The organism is Flavobacterium sp. UBA7682 (assembly GCF_002482945.1).
In the GTDB taxonomy this organism is placed as follows: Bacteria; Bacteroidota; Bacteroidia; order Flavobacteriales; family Flavobacteriaceae; genus Flavobacterium.
The window spans coordinates 1-13946 of record NZ_DLGY01000045.1 but is presented as its reverse complement, the minus strand read 5'-3'; the positions used below and the strand labels follow the sequence as shown (position 1 = coordinate 13946).

The window sequence follows — 13946 nt, the reverse complement described above, 5'->3', positions numbered from 1 at the left end:
TTCGTAATTAAATATGCGCTGGACACTCAAACCAAAACCGTCTTCCGAAAAAGTAAAAGCTCTAGCCGCAGAATTAAAAGTGGACGAATTGATCGCGACGCTTTTGGTACAAAGAGGTATTGAAACGTATGAAGCCGCGCGACAATTTTTCCGTCCAAATTTGGATGATTTGCACGATCCGTATTTGATGAAAGACATGGACAAAGCCGTAAACCGAATTGAAGCCGCGATTGCGAATGGTGAGAATATTCTAGTCTTTGGCGATTATGATGTTGATGGCACGACGGCGGTTTCTCTGATGTCGAGTTATTTGAAAAGCTATTATCCCAATGTCGCGACATATATTCCCGATCGCTATGATGAAGGTTATGGAATATCCTATAAAGGCATTGATTTTGCCGATGACAATGGTTGTTCGTTGATTATCGCTTTGGATTGCGGCATTAAATCTATCGATCATGTGGCTTACGCCAAAGCAAAAAATATTGACTTTATCATTTGTGATCACCATCGTCCGGGCGAATTTTTACCGGATGCGGTTGCTGTTTTGGATCCAAAACGAGAGGATTGTCATTATCCTTATGATGAATTGTGCGGTTGTGGTGTTGGTTTTAAATTGGTACAAGCCTTGGCCCAAAATAGAAAGCAAACCATTGAAGATTTATTGCCCTATTTAGATTTGGTTGCTACTGCAATTGCCGCAGATATTGTTCCGATGACGGGCGAAAACAGGACTTTGGCGAAATTTGGGTTGGAAGTGATTAATGCCAATCCACGTCCGGGAATCAAAGCTTTGGTTCAAAATGTGAAGACCCGAGCCAACGGTGAACGGAGCGAAGCTAAAAAAGTACTGACGATTACGGATGTTGTTTTTATCATTGCGCCAAGAATCAACGCAGCAGGAAGAATCAAGCACGGCAATGAAGCCGTGGCTTTACTCACAGAATACGACTTAGACCAAGCCGAAATTTTTGCTTCTGAAATTGAGCAACACAATAGCGACCGCAAAGATTTAGACAAACAAATTACAATTGAAGCGCTGGATCAAATTGAAATAAATCAGGAGACAGAAAAATTTACAACAGTGGTTTATAATAAAAATTGGCACAAAGGCGTCATCGGCATTGTCGCTTCCCGATTGACCGAAACATATTATCGCCCGACAGTTGTTTTTACCAAAAGTGGAGACAAACTTGCTGCTTCAGCTCGCTCGGTAAAAGATTTTGATATTTACAATGCGTTGGAAGCATGTGCACAGCATTTGGAACAATTTGGTGGACACATGTATGCCGCCGGAATGACGTTGAAAGAAGAAAATTATGCCGCTTTCAAAGAAGCTTTCGAAACCGTTGTGGAAGAAACCATTCATCCTGATTTATTAACACCGGAAATTTCGGTGGATGCAGAAATTAATTTAGCGGATATCAACGAAAGGTTAATCAGAATTTTGAACCAATTCGAACCTTTTGGGCCACAAAATATGACGCCGGTTTTTATGTCGAAAGGATTAATAGATTCGGGTTATGCCAAAGGAATCGGAGCCGATGAAAACCATTTAAAACTATTCGTCAAACAGTCCCGAAGTTTCGGGAGTAGTCAAGGTTTTGGTGCTATCGGATTTGGATTAGGAAAAAAATTAGATTTAGTTAAGAATCAGAATCCGTTTGAAGCGGTTTATTGTATTGATGAAAACGATTTCAATGGCAATGTAGCGGTTCAGTTGAGGTTGAAGGATTTGAGGTAGCGTATTTCTTTCGTCGAAAAGACAAGGAATAAGTTGAGGCAATTTCAAACACAGATTTCACAAATTTTCACAGATTAAATTTGTGTGAATTTACTTCGTCAGTTCGCTACTCTCGGGTGTGAAATTTGTCTTATTTATATTCTTTCAACTCAAAATTCTCGCCGTCAAAAACCCCATAAGTAAAATAACCAATCCAATCGCCTAAGTTTACATATTCTGAGTTTTCACCTACTTTGATAACCATGGGAAGATGTCTGTGACCAAAGATGAAGTAATTGTAATGTTTGGTTTCGAGTTTGCGTTTGGCGTATTGCACTAACCATTCGTTTTCTTCGCCCAAGAATTTTACATCGGCATCGCCTGAAATCAGTTTGTTTTTTACCGAAAGATATTGTGCCAATTTCACACCCAAATCAGGATGTAACCAACGAAATAACCATTTCGAAAACGGACTCGTAAACACTTTTTTCATGCGTTTGTAGCCTTTATCGCCCGGACCTTTTCCATCACCGTGACCAATCAAAAACGTTTTGTCATTAAAAGTAAATTCCTGGTTGTCGTGATAAACGGGAATGTTTAGCTCTTTTTCAAAATAGTCATTCATCCACAAATCGTGATTGCCTACGAAAAAGTAAATCGGAATACCGCTGTCGCGAATTTCGGCTAATTTGCCTAAAACACGCACGAAGCCTTTAGGAACAACGGTTTTATATTCGAACCAAAAATCAAACAAATCGCCTAAAAGAAAAATAACATCGGCATCTTTCTTGACTTCATCTAACCATGCGATAAACTTTTGTTCGCGCGGAAAACTCAACTCGGGCGTTGGCGCACCAAGGTGTTGGTCGGAAGCGAAGTATATTTTTTTATTGGGTGAAATCGTCATTTAAGATTAGTTTTTTTAAGGCACTTCGACTGCGCTCAGTGTGACAGTTTAGTTGTCAGAGGCGTACCATTCGGCAAAAGAGGTTTCGGTTTCTTGTAATTTTAACGAATGCAAATTAATGTCTTTTGGCAAACGACTTTTAATTTTTTGAGCAAAATCGGTTACCATATTTTCACTTGTTGGTTGGTAATCGACTAAAATTACATGATGTCCACGATTTTTCAATTCGGCAGCCAATTCAATATGCGGTGTGTTTTTATTAAAAACGGTAGCATGGTCGAAAATGTCTACGATTTCTTCTTTTACAATTTTTTTTAAATCAGAGAAATCAATCACCATTCCAAACTTCACATTCGAAATGTCAGTTATGGGTTGGCCAATCACCGTCACCGATAATTTATAACTGTGTCCGTGTACATTTTTACATTTTCCGTCATAGCCATAAAGTGCATGTCCGGTTTCGAAAGAAAATTGTTTGGTGATTCTGATGTTACTCATGAAAGAAGTTTTTACGCTGCAAATTTAGTAAAATATTGCTATTGGTCGTTTTGTCTTTTTTTAGCACGGCTGTACATTAAATAAGCAACACCAACCAGTAATACAAAAGGTAAAACATAACCAATCCAAATGCCGATTAAATAACCATTATCCGGGGCATTTTTTATTTTTTCATCGATATTGACTTGTTGAATAAGAGAAATAAGAGTCATGATTTATTTTTTAAATTCACTTAAAGCATTTTTTGTAAAATCGGAAAGTACTAATCTTCCTGATATTGCTGCTCTTTGATATAAAAGTTCGTCCCAATTTTCAGTGCCTTCCCAAAAAACTTTCTTCATTTCAGCCAAAGCCTCCGGATTGTAACCGGCTAGTTTTTTGGCGAAAGCCAAAGTATTTTCGTCTAATTCTCCGTAACTATCAAAGAGATCAGCATAAAGTCCTTTTTCTACAGCCCAGTCCGCAGTTTGCCAATGATAAGGCTGTAATGTTAATTGGGTCATCGCTGTTTTTCCGATTTTTCTCGAAACCGCCGGTTCAATCACAAACGGACCAATTCCGATGGCTATTTCAGATAGTTTAATCGAAGCATCTTGGTAGGCAAAAGCAAAATCACAAGCCGAAGCCAAGCCAACGCCACCGCCAACCGCTTTTCCTTGTATTTTTCCGATGATAATCTTGGAGCATTTCCGCATCGCATTAATCACATTGGCAAAGCCGGAAAAGAATTTTTTACCGGTTTCGAAATCATTAATGGAAAGCAATTCCTCAAAAGAAGCACCGGCACAAAAAGTTTTGCCTGTGCTTTGTAGAATGACCACATTAACACTATCATTATTACTTAAAGCGTTTAATTCTTCGGTTAGTTTTTGCAATAAATCACTTGGGAAAGAATTGCTTGCAGGATGACTAAAGGTAACCGTTGCAATAGTATTATCAATTTGGATTTCAATCAATCCATTGGGGTTTTCGGCAGACATAGAATGGTAATTTTATGTAAATTTATAACAAATCTCAAAAAGATAGGTTTGGAATTGCTTTTTGTTTCTATAAAATTATATATTTGTGCTCTCCAAAAATGGGGTATTAGCTCATTTGGCTAGAGCGTCCCGATGGTAATCGGGAAGGTAATCTTTAGTTGATATAAGATTGGGGGATTAGCTCATTTGGCTAGAGCGCTTGCCTGGCAGGCAAGAGGTGACCGGTTCGAATCCGGTATTCTCCACAAAGTCCCGATTTATCGGGACTTTTTTATTTTTAGTATGTTTTACGTATACATCATATATTCTCAATCACTAAATAAGTATTATGTAGGTTCTTGTCGAAATATTGACGAGCGACTTAACGATCATTTAAATAGTAGAAGCAAATACACAAAATCAGCTAAAGATTGGGAACTTAAATATTCAGAAACATTTTCTTCAATAAGTGATGCTTATCAGCGAGAAATACAGATTAAGAAGATGAAAAGTAGAATCTACATTGAGAATTTAATTAATAAGGATTAAATCGTCCTTATACGATTGGCAATGTTTTTTACTTCCCATTTTTTAAATCTTCCGCTACTTTTTCCAATTCAGCATACCAATCTTCCCCAAATTTTCGAATTAACGCTTCTTTGACAAATTTATAAACCGGTACTTGAAGTTCTTTACCCAAAGTACAAGCGTCACTGCAAATATCCCAACGGTCATAATTCACAGCTGCAAATTCGCTGAAATCTTTCACTCTAATTGGATATAAATGACACGAAACCGGTTTTTTCCAGTTGATTATACCTTGATTGTATGCTTGTTCAATACCGCAAAGTGCTGTTTTTCCGTCAAAAATTACGTAAGCACAATCTTTATTGTCAATGAGTGGAGTTTCTAAATCTTGGTCGGTTCCGACAACCCAAGTGCCTAATCTTTCTATGGCTTCTATTCCTTCTTTGCGTAAAAACGGTTTTATTTTCGGATAGATTTCTTCCAAGATTTTAGTTTCTTCTTTATTTAAAGGTGCGCCGGCATCGCCATCAACACAACATGCGCCGTGACAAGCCGAAAGGTTGCACACAAAATCTTTTTCAAGGATGTCTTCTGAAACTATGGTTTTGCCTAATTGAAACATAATCTGATTTTAAGAATGCAAAAGTACAAATGAAATTTGGCTTAAGTGAATTATTAAAAACCTAATTTTGCAAAAAAAATAAACGGTATGAATTTAGATTTTAGAGAAATAGCGACAGCAACCATGGTTCTTTTTGCTGTGATTGATATCGTTGGAAGTATTCCGGTGATTATTGATTTGAGAACAAAATTTGGTCATATTCAATCGGAAAAAGCATCTTTGGTTTCGGCCGGAATCATGATTGCGTTTCTTTTTGTAGGCGAAGAAATTTTGAAATTGATTGGTATTGACGTGAATTCATTTGCAGTAGCCGGTTCGTTTGTGTTGTTCTTTTTGGCTTTAGAAATGATTTTAGGGATAAGACTATATCGCGATGAAGCAGCAACTTCGGCTTCGATTGTGCCGATTGCTTTTCCTTTAATTGCCGGTGCCGGAACGATGACTACATTACTTTCATTGCGAGCCGAATTTCAGTCGATAAATATTATCATTGCTATTTTGTTGAATATTATATTGGTTTATGCCATATTGAAATCGTCTTCAAAAATTGAAAGAATGCTTAGCAAAAACGGATTGAGCATCATAAGGAAAGTTTTTGGCGTAGTTTTACTGGCGATTGCTGTTAAATTATTTGCGACTAATGTTAAAGGGCTATTTGCATAACCTTAAAAATTAGTATTTTTGTTCCATAAATTTATTACATGAAAATTTTCACCAACATACTTATATTTCTTGCCGTTGCGCTGATATTGGTAAATATTTATTTACTTGATTTTAATAATCCTTTTGAAGGCGACAGCATGGTGGCTTTAATCGGTATAGCTGCTTCATTTTGTGCGGTCTTAATCCTTTTGATTTTTAGAATGTCAAAGAAAATCGAGGACAAATTAAAAAACTAACATTTTTAAATTCCAATTTGAAAGCGCCAAATTCCAAGTAAATTTCAATTCCGAAACTTCAGATTTTAAAGGATTGAACATTGAGATTTGATTTTTGAAGCTTATTTGTAATTTGATTTTTAATATTTTTAATTTTCCTTTCTATGTATGATGTTTTGATAATTGGTGGTGGCGTTTCTGGCATGTCTTGTGCCTTGATTTTAGGTTCGGCTCAAAACAAACCTTTTGTTATTGATAAAAAAATTGGCATCATCACTCATCAAAAAGCTTCTTCGCTACAAGACGCACTTTTTAATAACGCTTACGGAATTCCTTCAGGAAAATTAGGTTCAGAATTACTAACGGAAAGTATTGACCATTTAAACCAATTGTATCCGCATATCGACCAAATTTCCGGTGAAAAGGTAATGAAGATAGAAGGTGAAGCCGGAAATTTTACCGTTATCACCAATCAGAATTCTTATCAAACGAAAATTGTTGTTATCGGAATCGGTGCCGGAAACCCTTTTACCATTGAAGGCTTAGCCGAATATGTAATGCCACATCAAAAAGTTATTCCTGAGAAGAATAGAATCCAACTTAAAAATATCGATCATAAAGTAACCGAAGGTATTTATGTGATCGGAACTTTAGCCGGTTGGCGCAGTCAGTTAGCAATCGCTGCCGTAAGTGGCGCTGCTGTTGCAACCGATATTCTAACTTTATGGAATAATGGTGTTCATGCGCAAGTACATGATAGCATTAGAAAGTAAGGTTACTTCAAAATTGCTTTTAACATGGTGTCTTCTTTCAATAAAATTTGGTAGTATTGGTCTTCGCCAAAAAGTTGTCGGGCATATTCAGCCGTCAAGAATTTTTTAACCAAAGCTTTATTATTAGACAAAGACATATCCAAACCGGAGTCTTTTAAATAGCTTTCAAATTTAGAAACTGTACTGTCGTCTTTTTGCATTTTGGTCAAAAATGCGTCAAATGTCATTCCTTTAAACGAGTCGCGACTTTTGTCTAATAGTTCAAAAACAAAATGACTTACCAAACCAGAGCTTAAAATATAAGCCAAACTTTCTTCTCCTTTTTTGACTTCCAAAGGCACAAAAATATCCGGAACGATACCGCCGCCGCCATAAACTATTCTGCCTTTTTTAGTTTTGAATTTTAGAGAATCGGCGACTTTAATTTTATTTTTGGCATACAACTCACCGTTTTCAAATCGCTTTTCATAGTCATGACTGTACACTTCGCCTTGGCCTTTTACATAAGGTTTTTGGATTGAACGACCGCTGGGTGTGTAATATCTGGAAGTAGTTAAACGTACGGCCGAACCATCATCAAAATCCATTTCGCGTTGCACTAATCCTTTTCCGAAAGAACGTCGGCCAACAATAGTTCCTCGGTCATTATCCTGAATGGCACCGGCTAAAATTTCGCTGGCAGAAGCCGAATTTTCATCGATTAAAACATAAACGCTTCCGGTTTCAAATATGCCTTCTTCGGTAGCAAAGGTTTTGTTGATTTCACCTCTTTTGTTTTTGGTGAAAACGATTAGTTCTTTGTCTTTCAACAATTCGTCGGCAATTTCAACCGCTTTTTCTAAATAACCGCCACCATTATCGCGCAAATCAATCACCAATGTTTTCATGCCTTGCTTTTTCAATTGTTCCAATCCTAGGCGGAATTCATCATAAGTATTTTCGGCGAATCGATTGATTTTGATATAACCGGTTGTGGCGTTTAGTTTTAAATAAGTGTCAACACTTTTAATGGGAACGACATCGCGAATCACAGGAATTTTTAGTTTCTTGTTGGCGCTTTTTCGATAAATCGTTAATAAAACGCTTGAACCTTCTTCCCCTTTTAATTTGTTGAACAAACTGTCGGTTGGTAATTTTCTTCCGAATAGTTTGTCTTTATCGGCGTATAAAATTCGGTCACCGGCTAAGATTCCTGCTTTTTCGGCCGGACCATTTTCTAATGGTTTTACAATCGTAACTGTGTCATTGAACATGTAAAAATTGACACCAATACCAACAAAATCCCCTTTCATCAATTCGGCTTCCGAAGATTGTTCGCTTGGCGGAATATAAACAGAATGTGGATCAAGATTGGCTAAAATGCTGTTCACTGTTAAATCAACAATAGAATCTGAATTGACGTCGTCAACATATTCCTCATTGATAAAGTCTATCAGTCTTTCGATTTTGGCTTTGCTGGCGTTTTGCTTAGAAAGTGTTCGTTTAGGAAAATTAAGCATACCACCAATGATGATTCCCAAGGCGACGCATGAGAATAGTAATAAAGGCAAGTATTTTTCCTTAGATTTCATTTTATGCTGAATTTATTTACTGCATCAGTTTGTTTCGCTCGTGTCAGTATCTTTTTAGGATAGCAGAGATTGTTATAGATTTAGTCTAAATTTTCAATTTGTGTTACTTCAATTCCGGCTTTTCGTAGAAAATCTAAACCGGATTCATCTCGATATCCATTCTTGAAAACAACTCTTTTGATTCCGGACTGATGAATGAGTTTGCTGCATTCTTTGCAAGGCGAAAGTGTGATGTACAACGTTGCATTTTCACAAGTTTGGGTAGAACGTGCCACTTTGGAAATGGCATTGGCTTCGGCGTGTAGAACATACCATTTGGTTAAGCCTTCCTCGTCTTCGCAACAGTTTTCAAATCCGGATGGCGTTCCGTTGTAGCCGTCGGAAATGATCATTCGGTCTCGCACGATGATGGCGCCCACTTGCTTGCGTTGACAATAGGATAATTTGCTCCATTCGGCGGCAATTCGTAGGTAGGCAACGTCGTATTTTTTTTGCTTGGCTTCTTTCATTTATTCTGAACTTGTTTTTCAGAATCTTGTTTTGTGTTACAAGATTACTGATAATCAAATGGTTTTTCTTTTAGCCCCGATAGTCGTGGAAATCCTTTTTTGACTTGCCATGGGTTTAAACCCGTGGTAATTTAAAAAAGATTGTAACAGATAGCGGGAAAATGGATAGCAAATATACCTAAACCTTTCACTTCTGAACAATTATTTAACCCAAATTTCACTTTGTAAAATCATCGGAATCACGACGCCAATAATAAAAGCAGAAATCATTAAAATCCAATCGCGTTTGGAGAATTTTAGTAGCGTTTGAAAGACAAAGGCAAGCATTAATGAGGCGATTACCACAATGATTTGTGCCGCTTCAATGCCCAATGCAAATTCAAACATGGGTAATAATTTGTCGGTAGGTTTTCCGGAAAGGATGCTGTTGAAGTAATTTGAAAATCCTAAGCCGTGTATGATTCCGAAAAAAACAGTGATAAAACCGATGAAAGTCATGTTGTCTTTTTTGGCTGATTTTCCGGTTGAATACAGGTTGAAAATAGCGGTAATCAAGATGGTGATTGGAATTAAAAATTCAATGAAGGTTGGATTGATTTTTATGATTTCAAAAACAGCCAAGAATAAAGATAATGTATGTCCCAAGGTAAATAAGGAAACTAAAATTAAAATTCGTTTCCAGGCTTTGGCATCGTAAGGAACGGTTAAGGCTAAGAGGAATAAAACATGGTCATAAGCAGAAATATCAAGCACATGTTTTAATCCGAGATTGAAGTATATCCAGAAATCTGACATTATGGTTTGGTTGTTTGGAACGTAAACTTACAATTAATTTTAATTGCCTTAGAAAAACAAACCCAAAAATCGATGAAAAACATTTTGCGAATTGGTTTTCTAAAAAAGTAAATTGGCTTATATTTGCAGTATTAAAACCAATAAAATTATGTCAATTTCAGATTTATTTGATAGCGAGTTCAAAAGCAGAAACAAAGGGCATTTTTCAGCTATTGTTCGTGTGGCCATTGCCGATGGTGATATGAGCAAAGAGGAAAAAGAATTTTTGGATAAATTGGCTTCTCGTTTAGAAATTTCAGCAGCAGAATATGAAGAGATTTTAGAAAATCCTTTAAAATACCCAATCAATCCGCCGTATTTGCACTCTCAAAGATTAGAGCGTTTGTATGATTTGACACGTATGGTTTATGCTGACCATGTTCTTGGACCAAAACAGAAAGAGATTTTGACCAAATTTGCTTTGGCTTTAGGATTTACTCCGGGTAACGTGCCTTATATTGTTGATAAAGCGTTGTCGTTATTGGTGATGAATGTAGATTCAGACACTTTCGTTTACGAAATGACTCATATGAATAAGTAATAAAAAAAGCCCTGAGAAATCAGGGCTTTTTTTAAACGTATTTGGCCATATACTCTTCAGCCTTCTCTACCATATTGTAACTTCCACAGAAGAAAGGAACGCGTTGGTGTAATTCTGACGGGCTAATCTCCATGATTCTTCCAAAGCCGTCTGAGGCTTTTCCGCCGGCTTGTTCAGCAATGAACGCCATTGGGTTGCATTCGTATAGCAAACGCAATTTTCCGTTAGGTGCTTTAGAGCTGGTTGGGTAAATATAAATGCCGCCTTTAATCATATTACGGTGAATGTCGGAAACTAAACTGCCGATATAACGCGAAGTATAAGGTCTATCACCTTCTTCCAGCTGACAGTATTTTAGATAATCCTTTACGCCTTGTGGAAAATGCACATAATTGCCTTCGTTGATGGAATAAATATTACCATCTTTTGAAAACTGCATATTCGGATGCGATAGATAAAATGTTCCAATCGCCGGATTCAAAGTAAATCCGTTAACGCCGTGACCTGTTGTATACACCAACATCGTTGAAGTTCCGTAAATCACATAACCGGCTGCTACTTGTTGCGTTCCGGGTTGTAAAAAATCGGCAGTAGTAACCGGAGTTCCAACCGGAGTTACTCTTCGGTAAACTGAAAAAATAGTTCCCACGGAAACATTCACATCAATATTAGAGGAACCATCTAGAGGATCCATTAAAACAACATATTTATTACTATGTGTTTTATCTGAACCGGCAACAGTAATATAATCATCATTTTCTTCTGAAGCAATTCCACAGACAATTTCACGGTTGATTAAAGTTTGAATAAAAACTTCATTGGCATATACATCCAACTTTTGTTGGTCTTCGCCTTGAATGTTTTGGTCTCCGGCAGCACCGATGATATCTACCAATCCGGCTTTGTTTACCTTATAGTTTACGACTTTTGCCGCCAATCGGATGGAATTGATGATTCTGGATAATTCTCCTGAGGAATATTTAAACTCCTCTTGTTTTTCGATGATAAATTCACCAAGTGTTTTGTTGCGTTCTTCCATTGCGAAATCGATGTAGTTGTGGTTGCAAATATCGCTAAATTTGCCCAAGAAAAAATCTATTTCGCAAAGAAATTATAAATTGTATTTTTGCCACTCGAGACCTTTAGGTCGAACTGTTGCGAAGTAAAAAAATTTGACCCAAATGAACATCCGAAAAGGAACAAAAAACGACATGAAGGCCGTATTGGATTTAATCCGAGAATTGGCCGTTTTTGAAAAAGAACCTGATGCAGTTGTCGTAACAGTAGCCGATTTGGAACGTGATGGTTTTGGTGAAAATCCATTGTTCTTCACTTTCGTGGCTGAGGTTGATGGAGACCCGAGCGATAGCGAACAGGCGAAGCAGATCGTTGGAATGGCGTTGTATTATTATCGTTATTCGACTTGGAAAGGGAAAACCATTCATTTGGAGGATTTAATTGTCAAAGAAAAAATGCGCGGCACCGGTTTGGGATTTGCTTTGTATACCAAAATTATGGAACAAGGCAAATCAGACAACGTTCGAAGAATCGAATGGAATGTCTTAGATTGGAATACACCGGCGGTAGAATTTTATAAAAAATCGGGGGCGAAAGTCTTAGAAGATTGGGACGTTGTTCAAATGGACGAACAAGGAATTTCCAATTTTCTGAGAGATCTGAAAATCAAATAAAAAAGCACAAATCTCAATAGTAAAAAAATTGGGATTTGAAATTTTAAACAAAGGAATTTAATTAATTATGAGAATTTTCAAATTTGGGGGAGCATCAGTAAAAGATGCTGAAGGTATTAAAAACGTATTTAGTGTATTAGAAAAAGTAGGTCATGAAGACACGCTTTTGGTGATTTCCGCCATGGGAAAGACCACTAATGCTTTAGAATTAGTAATCAAGAATTACTTCGAGAAGTCGAATGAATTGCATTCCTCATTACAAGAAGTCAAGAAGTACCACTACCAAATTTTGATGGATTTATTTGAAGACGAAGAACACGATGTGTATTTCGCTGTAAATAGTCATTTCGCCGATTTAGAATATTTTATCAGAAGCAGCAAATCGCCTAATTACAACTATGTTTATGACCAAGTTGTGAGTTATGGGGAGATTCTTTCCACTACGATTGTCAGTCATTATTTCAATCAAGCCGGTTTAAAAAACAATTGGATTGATGTTAGAAATTTTATCAAAACAGACAATACTTACCGTGATGCGAATGTTGATTGGGAAAAAACCCAACAATTAATTTCAAAAGGCGTAAAGAAAAAAGCATTAAATATAACTCAAGGATTTTTAGGATCGGATGAGAATAATTTTACCACAACTTTAGGTCGTGAGGGTTCCGATTATACCGCCGCGATTTTTGCCTATTGCTTAAATGCAGAAAGCGTAACCATTTGGAAAGATGTTCCGGGTGTGATGAATGCCGATCCGAGATATTTTGAAAATGCGATTTTGTTAAACCAAATTTCTTATCGCGAAGCCATAGAGTTAGCGTTTTACGGCGCAACAGTAATTCACCCAAAAACGTTACAACCGTTACAGAAAAAAGAAATTCCGTTGCATGTAAAATCATTTATCAATCCGCTATTGCCGGGAACCAGCGTTTCCAAAGGAAAAGATTTAGAGCCGCATACACCATGTTATATCGTTAAAAGAGACCAATTGTTGATTTCGTTATCCTCTATCGATTTCTCTTTTATTATGGAAGAAAACATCAGCGAAATTTTTGCCTTGTTCCACCAATACAAAATGAAAGTGAGTTTGATTCAGAACTCGGCCATTAGTTTTTCAGTAAGTATCGAAGATAAATTTGGCAATTTCAACGAGTTGAAAGCCATTTTGTCTAAAAAATTTAAAGTAGCTTACAACGAAAACGTGTCTTTATATACCATTCGTCACTTCAATAAAGAAGCCGCCGAAATGGTGGAGAAAGGCAAAACGGTATTGTTAAAACAGATTTCGAGAGAAACCATGCAAGTGGTGACGAAAGAGTAAACATAAAATGAGCAAACATAAAAACCGCGAATGCCGAAAATATAGTGTGTTCGCGGTTTTTTATATTAAATCGACTATTTTTACGTTATAAATGATATGTTTAAAAAACGGCTACTATTGTTGGTGTTATTTGGTTTTTCCGGTCTTTCGGCTCAGGAAATCAAATCGTTGTACCAAACCAAAAAAGTTGCCGTTTCCCAAGATACTATTGCTATTGAAAAAGTAAGCATCAGCCCAAGTTTCTTCAAATTACTGACACGCGAAGGCAAAGAAATCGATACGACATTCTACAAAGTCGAATTTAAAACCGGGAAATTATTCTTCAAAAATGGATTTACTTCCGCAGACAGTTTGACCATTCGCTATTTCAAATATCCTGAACATTTAACAAAGACTTACAGCATTTACGACCAAGACAAAGTGGTTCCGAATGAAGCCGGAAATCTTTTTCAGGTCAATCGTTCGGTCAAAAAATTTGTTCCGTTTGACGGACTAAATACTTCCGGAAGTATTACGCGTGGCGTTACGATTGGGAATAATCAAAATGCTTCCGTCACGTCCAATCTCGATTTACAAATCACAGGAAAAATT

At 36.9% G+C, this 13946-nt stretch carries 17 protein-coding genes, 1 tRNA gene and 1 pseudogene; 10 read left to right on the top strand and 9 right to left on the bottom strand.

The window, feature by feature from the left end; translation table 11 throughout:
• The first annotated feature begins 13 nt into the window (after window positions 1-13).
• Window positions 14-1744, top strand: a complete 1731-nt coding sequence (gene recJ, locus B3C16_RS13085; protein ID WP_291132462.1) for a single-stranded-DNA-specific exonuclease RecJ — start codon at window positions 14-16, stop codon at window positions 1742-1744.
• 130 nt (window positions 1745-1874) lie between these two features.
• On the opposite strand, the gene B3C16_RS13080 is transcribed toward recJ, so the two are convergent.
• The 4 genes from B3C16_RS13080 to B3C16_RS13065 are packed head-to-tail and all read right to left on the bottom strand — an operon-like array spanning window position 1875 to window position 4108.
• The gene (locus B3C16_RS13080; protein WP_291132459.1) at window positions 1875-2630 is read right to left on the bottom strand and encodes a UDP-2,3-diacylglucosamine diphosphatase; all 756 of its coding nucleotides are present in this window, start codon (window positions 2628-2630) and stop codon (window positions 1875-1877) included.
• A gap of 48 nt (window positions 2631-2678) precedes the next feature.
• Window positions 2679-3128, bottom strand: a complete 450-nt coding sequence (locus tag B3C16_RS13075; RefSeq protein WP_121312015.1) for a 6-pyruvoyl trahydropterin synthase family protein — start codon at window positions 3126-3128, stop codon at window positions 2679-2681.
• A 38-nt stretch (window positions 3129-3166) separates the two neighbouring features.
• Entirely contained in the window at window positions 3167-3340 is a 174-nt protein-coding gene (locus B3C16_RS13070; protein WP_147406803.1) for a protein BatD, read from the bottom strand.
• 3 nt (window positions 3341-3343) lie between these two features.
• Entirely contained in the window at window positions 3344-4108 is a 765-nt protein-coding gene (locus tag B3C16_RS13065) for an enoyl-CoA hydratase/isomerase family protein (RefSeq protein ID WP_291132455.1), read from the bottom strand.
• 171 nt (window positions 4109-4279) lie between these two features.
• Between B3C16_RS13065 and B3C16_RS13060 the strand changes: the two genes are divergently transcribed.
• Both B3C16_RS13060 and B3C16_RS13055 read left to right on the top strand, forming a co-directional pair.
• A tRNA-Ala gene (locus tag B3C16_RS13060) sits at window positions 4280-4353 on the top strand.
• 37 nt (window positions 4354-4390) lie between these two features.
• Window positions 4391-4636 (top strand): GIY-YIG nuclease family protein, encoded by a 246-nt coding sequence (locus B3C16_RS13055; protein ID WP_291132452.1) that lies wholly within the window; start codon window positions 4391-4393, stop codon window positions 4634-4636.
• 28 nt (window positions 4637-4664) lie between these two features.
• Here the strand turns inward: B3C16_RS13055 and B3C16_RS13050 are convergent, their stop codons facing one another.
• Window positions 4665-5237, bottom strand: coding sequence for a DUF3109 family protein (locus B3C16_RS13050; protein ID WP_121312013.1), 573 nt, complete (start codon window positions 5235-5237; stop codon window positions 4665-4667).
• Window positions 5238-5324: 87 nt separating this feature from the next.
• On the opposite strand from B3C16_RS13050, the gene B3C16_RS13045 reads away from it, so the two are divergent.
• The 3 genes from B3C16_RS13045 (at window position 5325) to B3C16_RS13035 (ending at window position 6888) form a co-directional block, all read left to right on the top strand.
• The gene (locus tag B3C16_RS13045; protein ID WP_121312012.1) at window positions 5325-5900 is read left to right on the top strand and encodes a MarC family protein; all 576 of its coding nucleotides are present in this window, start codon (window positions 5325-5327) and stop codon (window positions 5898-5900) included.
• A gap of 38 nt (window positions 5901-5938) precedes the next feature.
• Window positions 5939-6136 carry a hypothetical protein gene (locus tag B3C16_RS13040; RefSeq protein ID WP_171221455.1) on the top strand — a complete coding sequence of 66 codons (198 nt, stop codon included), beginning with the start codon at window positions 5939-5941 and terminating at the stop codon, window positions 6134-6136.
• A 143-nt stretch (window positions 6137-6279) separates the two neighbouring features.
• Window positions 6280-6888: an FAD-dependent oxidoreductase gene (locus tag B3C16_RS13035; protein ID WP_291132445.1), complete on the top strand. Its 609-nt coding sequence runs from the start codon at window positions 6280-6282 to the stop codon at window positions 6886-6888.
• Between the two features lie 2 nt (window positions 6889-6890).
• Here B3C16_RS13035 and B3C16_RS13030 read toward each other — a convergent pair whose 3' ends face one another.
• The 3 genes from B3C16_RS13030 to B3C16_RS13020 form a co-directional block, all read right to left on the bottom strand.
• Window positions 6891-8459, bottom strand: coding sequence for a S41 family peptidase (locus B3C16_RS13030; protein ID WP_291132440.1), 1569 nt, complete (start codon window positions 8457-8459; stop codon window positions 6891-6893).
• Between the two features lie 80 nt (window positions 8460-8539).
• Window positions 8540-8968 (bottom strand): deoxycytidylate deaminase, encoded by a 429-nt coding sequence (locus B3C16_RS13025; RefSeq protein ID WP_121312008.1) that lies wholly within the window; start codon window positions 8966-8968, stop codon window positions 8540-8542.
• Between the two features lie 201 nt (window positions 8969-9169).
• A complete protein-coding gene (locus B3C16_RS13020; RefSeq protein WP_121312007.1) occupies window positions 9170-9763 on the bottom strand; it encodes a HupE/UreJ family protein in 594 nt (197 codons plus the stop codon).
• Between the two features lie 148 nt (window positions 9764-9911).
• Here B3C16_RS13020 and B3C16_RS13015 point away from each other — a divergent pair, with 148 nt between their 5' ends.
• Window positions 9912-10343, top strand: a complete 432-nt coding sequence (locus B3C16_RS13015; RefSeq protein ID WP_121312006.1) for a TerB family tellurite resistance protein — start codon at window positions 9912-9914, stop codon at window positions 10341-10343.
• 31 nt (window positions 10344-10374) lie between these two features.
• On the opposite strand, the gene fbp is transcribed toward B3C16_RS13015, so the two are convergent.
• Complete coding sequence (gene fbp / locus B3C16_RS13010; RefSeq protein WP_121312005.1) at window positions 10375-11382, bottom strand: class 1 fructose-bisphosphatase; 1008 nt, start codon at window positions 11380-11382, stop codon at window positions 10375-10377.
• 142 nt (window positions 11383-11524) lie between these two features.
• On the opposite strand from fbp, the gene B3C16_RS13005 reads away from it, so the two are divergent.
• The 3 genes and pseudogenes from B3C16_RS13005 to B3C16_RS12995 all read left to right on the top strand — a co-directional run.
• Entirely contained in the window at window positions 11525-12034 is a 510-nt protein-coding gene (locus B3C16_RS13005; protein ID WP_291132436.1) for a GNAT family N-acetyltransferase, read from the top strand.
• Between the two features lie 67 nt (window positions 12035-12101).
• A complete protein-coding gene (locus B3C16_RS13000; protein ID WP_121312003.1) occupies window positions 12102-13355 on the top strand; it encodes an aspartate kinase in 1254 nt (417 codons plus the stop codon).
• A gap of 96 nt (window positions 13356-13451) precedes the next feature.
• Window positions 13452-13946: pseudogene (locus B3C16_RS12995) on the top strand (hypothetical protein); the annotation flags it as partial.

Bases quoted from the DNA above. Each gene is read 5' to 3' on its own strand.
- B3C16_RS13070 (WP_147406803.1), bottom strand. From the start codon at position 3,340: ATGACTCTTATTTCTCTTATTCAACAAGTCAATATCGATGAAAAAATA.
- B3C16_RS13045 (WP_121312012.1), top strand. From the start codon at position 5,325: ATGAATTTAGATTTTAGAGAAATAGCGACAGCAACCATGGTTCTTTTT.
- fbp (WP_121312005.1), bottom strand. From the start codon at position 11,382: ATGGAAGAACGCAACAAAACACTTGGTGAATTTATCATCGAAAAACAA.
- B3C16_RS13065 (WP_291132455.1), bottom strand. From the start codon at position 4,108: ATGTCTGCCGAAAACCCCAATGGATTGATTGAAATCCAAATTGATAAT.
- recJ (WP_291132462.1), top strand. From the start codon at position 14: ATGCGCTGGACACTCAAACCAAAACCGTCTTCCGAAAAAGTAAAAGCT.
- B3C16_RS13020 (WP_121312007.1), bottom strand. From the start codon at position 9,763: ATGTCAGATTTCTGGATATACTTCAATCTCGGATTAAAACATGTGCTT.
- B3C16_RS13055 (WP_291132452.1), top strand. From the start codon at position 4,391: ATGTTTTACGTATACATCATATATTCTCAATCACTAAATAAGTATTAT.
- B3C16_RS13005 (WP_291132436.1), top strand. From the start codon at position 11,525: ATGAACATCCGAAAAGGAACAAAAAACGACATGAAGGCCGTATTGGAT.
- B3C16_RS13025 (WP_121312008.1), bottom strand. From the start codon at position 8,968: ATGAAAGAAGCCAAGCAAAAAAAATACGACGTTGCCTACCTACGAATT.
- B3C16_RS13080 (WP_291132459.1), bottom strand. From the start codon at position 2,630: ATGACGATTTCACCCAATAAAAAAATATACTTCGCTTCCGACCAACAC.
- B3C16_RS13035 (WP_291132445.1), top strand. From the start codon at position 6,280: ATGTATGATGTTTTGATAATTGGTGGTGGCGTTTCTGGCATGTCTTGT.
- B3C16_RS13040 (WP_171221455.1), top strand. From the start codon at position 5,939: ATGAAAATTTTCACCAACATACTTATATTTCTTGCCGTTGCGCTGATA.
- B3C16_RS13050 (WP_121312013.1), bottom strand. From the start codon at position 5,237: ATGTTTCAATTAGGCAAAACCATAGTTTCAGAAGACATCCTTGAAAAA.
- B3C16_RS13015 (WP_121312006.1), top strand. From the start codon at position 9,912: ATGTCAATTTCAGATTTATTTGATAGCGAGTTCAAAAGCAGAAACAAA.
- B3C16_RS13075 (WP_121312015.1), bottom strand. From the start codon at position 3,128: ATGAGTAACATCAGAATCACCAAACAATTTTCTTTCGAAACCGGACAT.
- B3C16_RS13000 (WP_121312003.1), top strand. From the start codon at position 12,102: ATGAGAATTTTCAAATTTGGGGGAGCATCAGTAAAAGATGCTGAAGGT.
- B3C16_RS13030 (WP_291132440.1), bottom strand. From the start codon at position 8,459: ATGAAATCTAAGGAAAAATACTTGCCTTTATTACTATTCTCATGCGTC.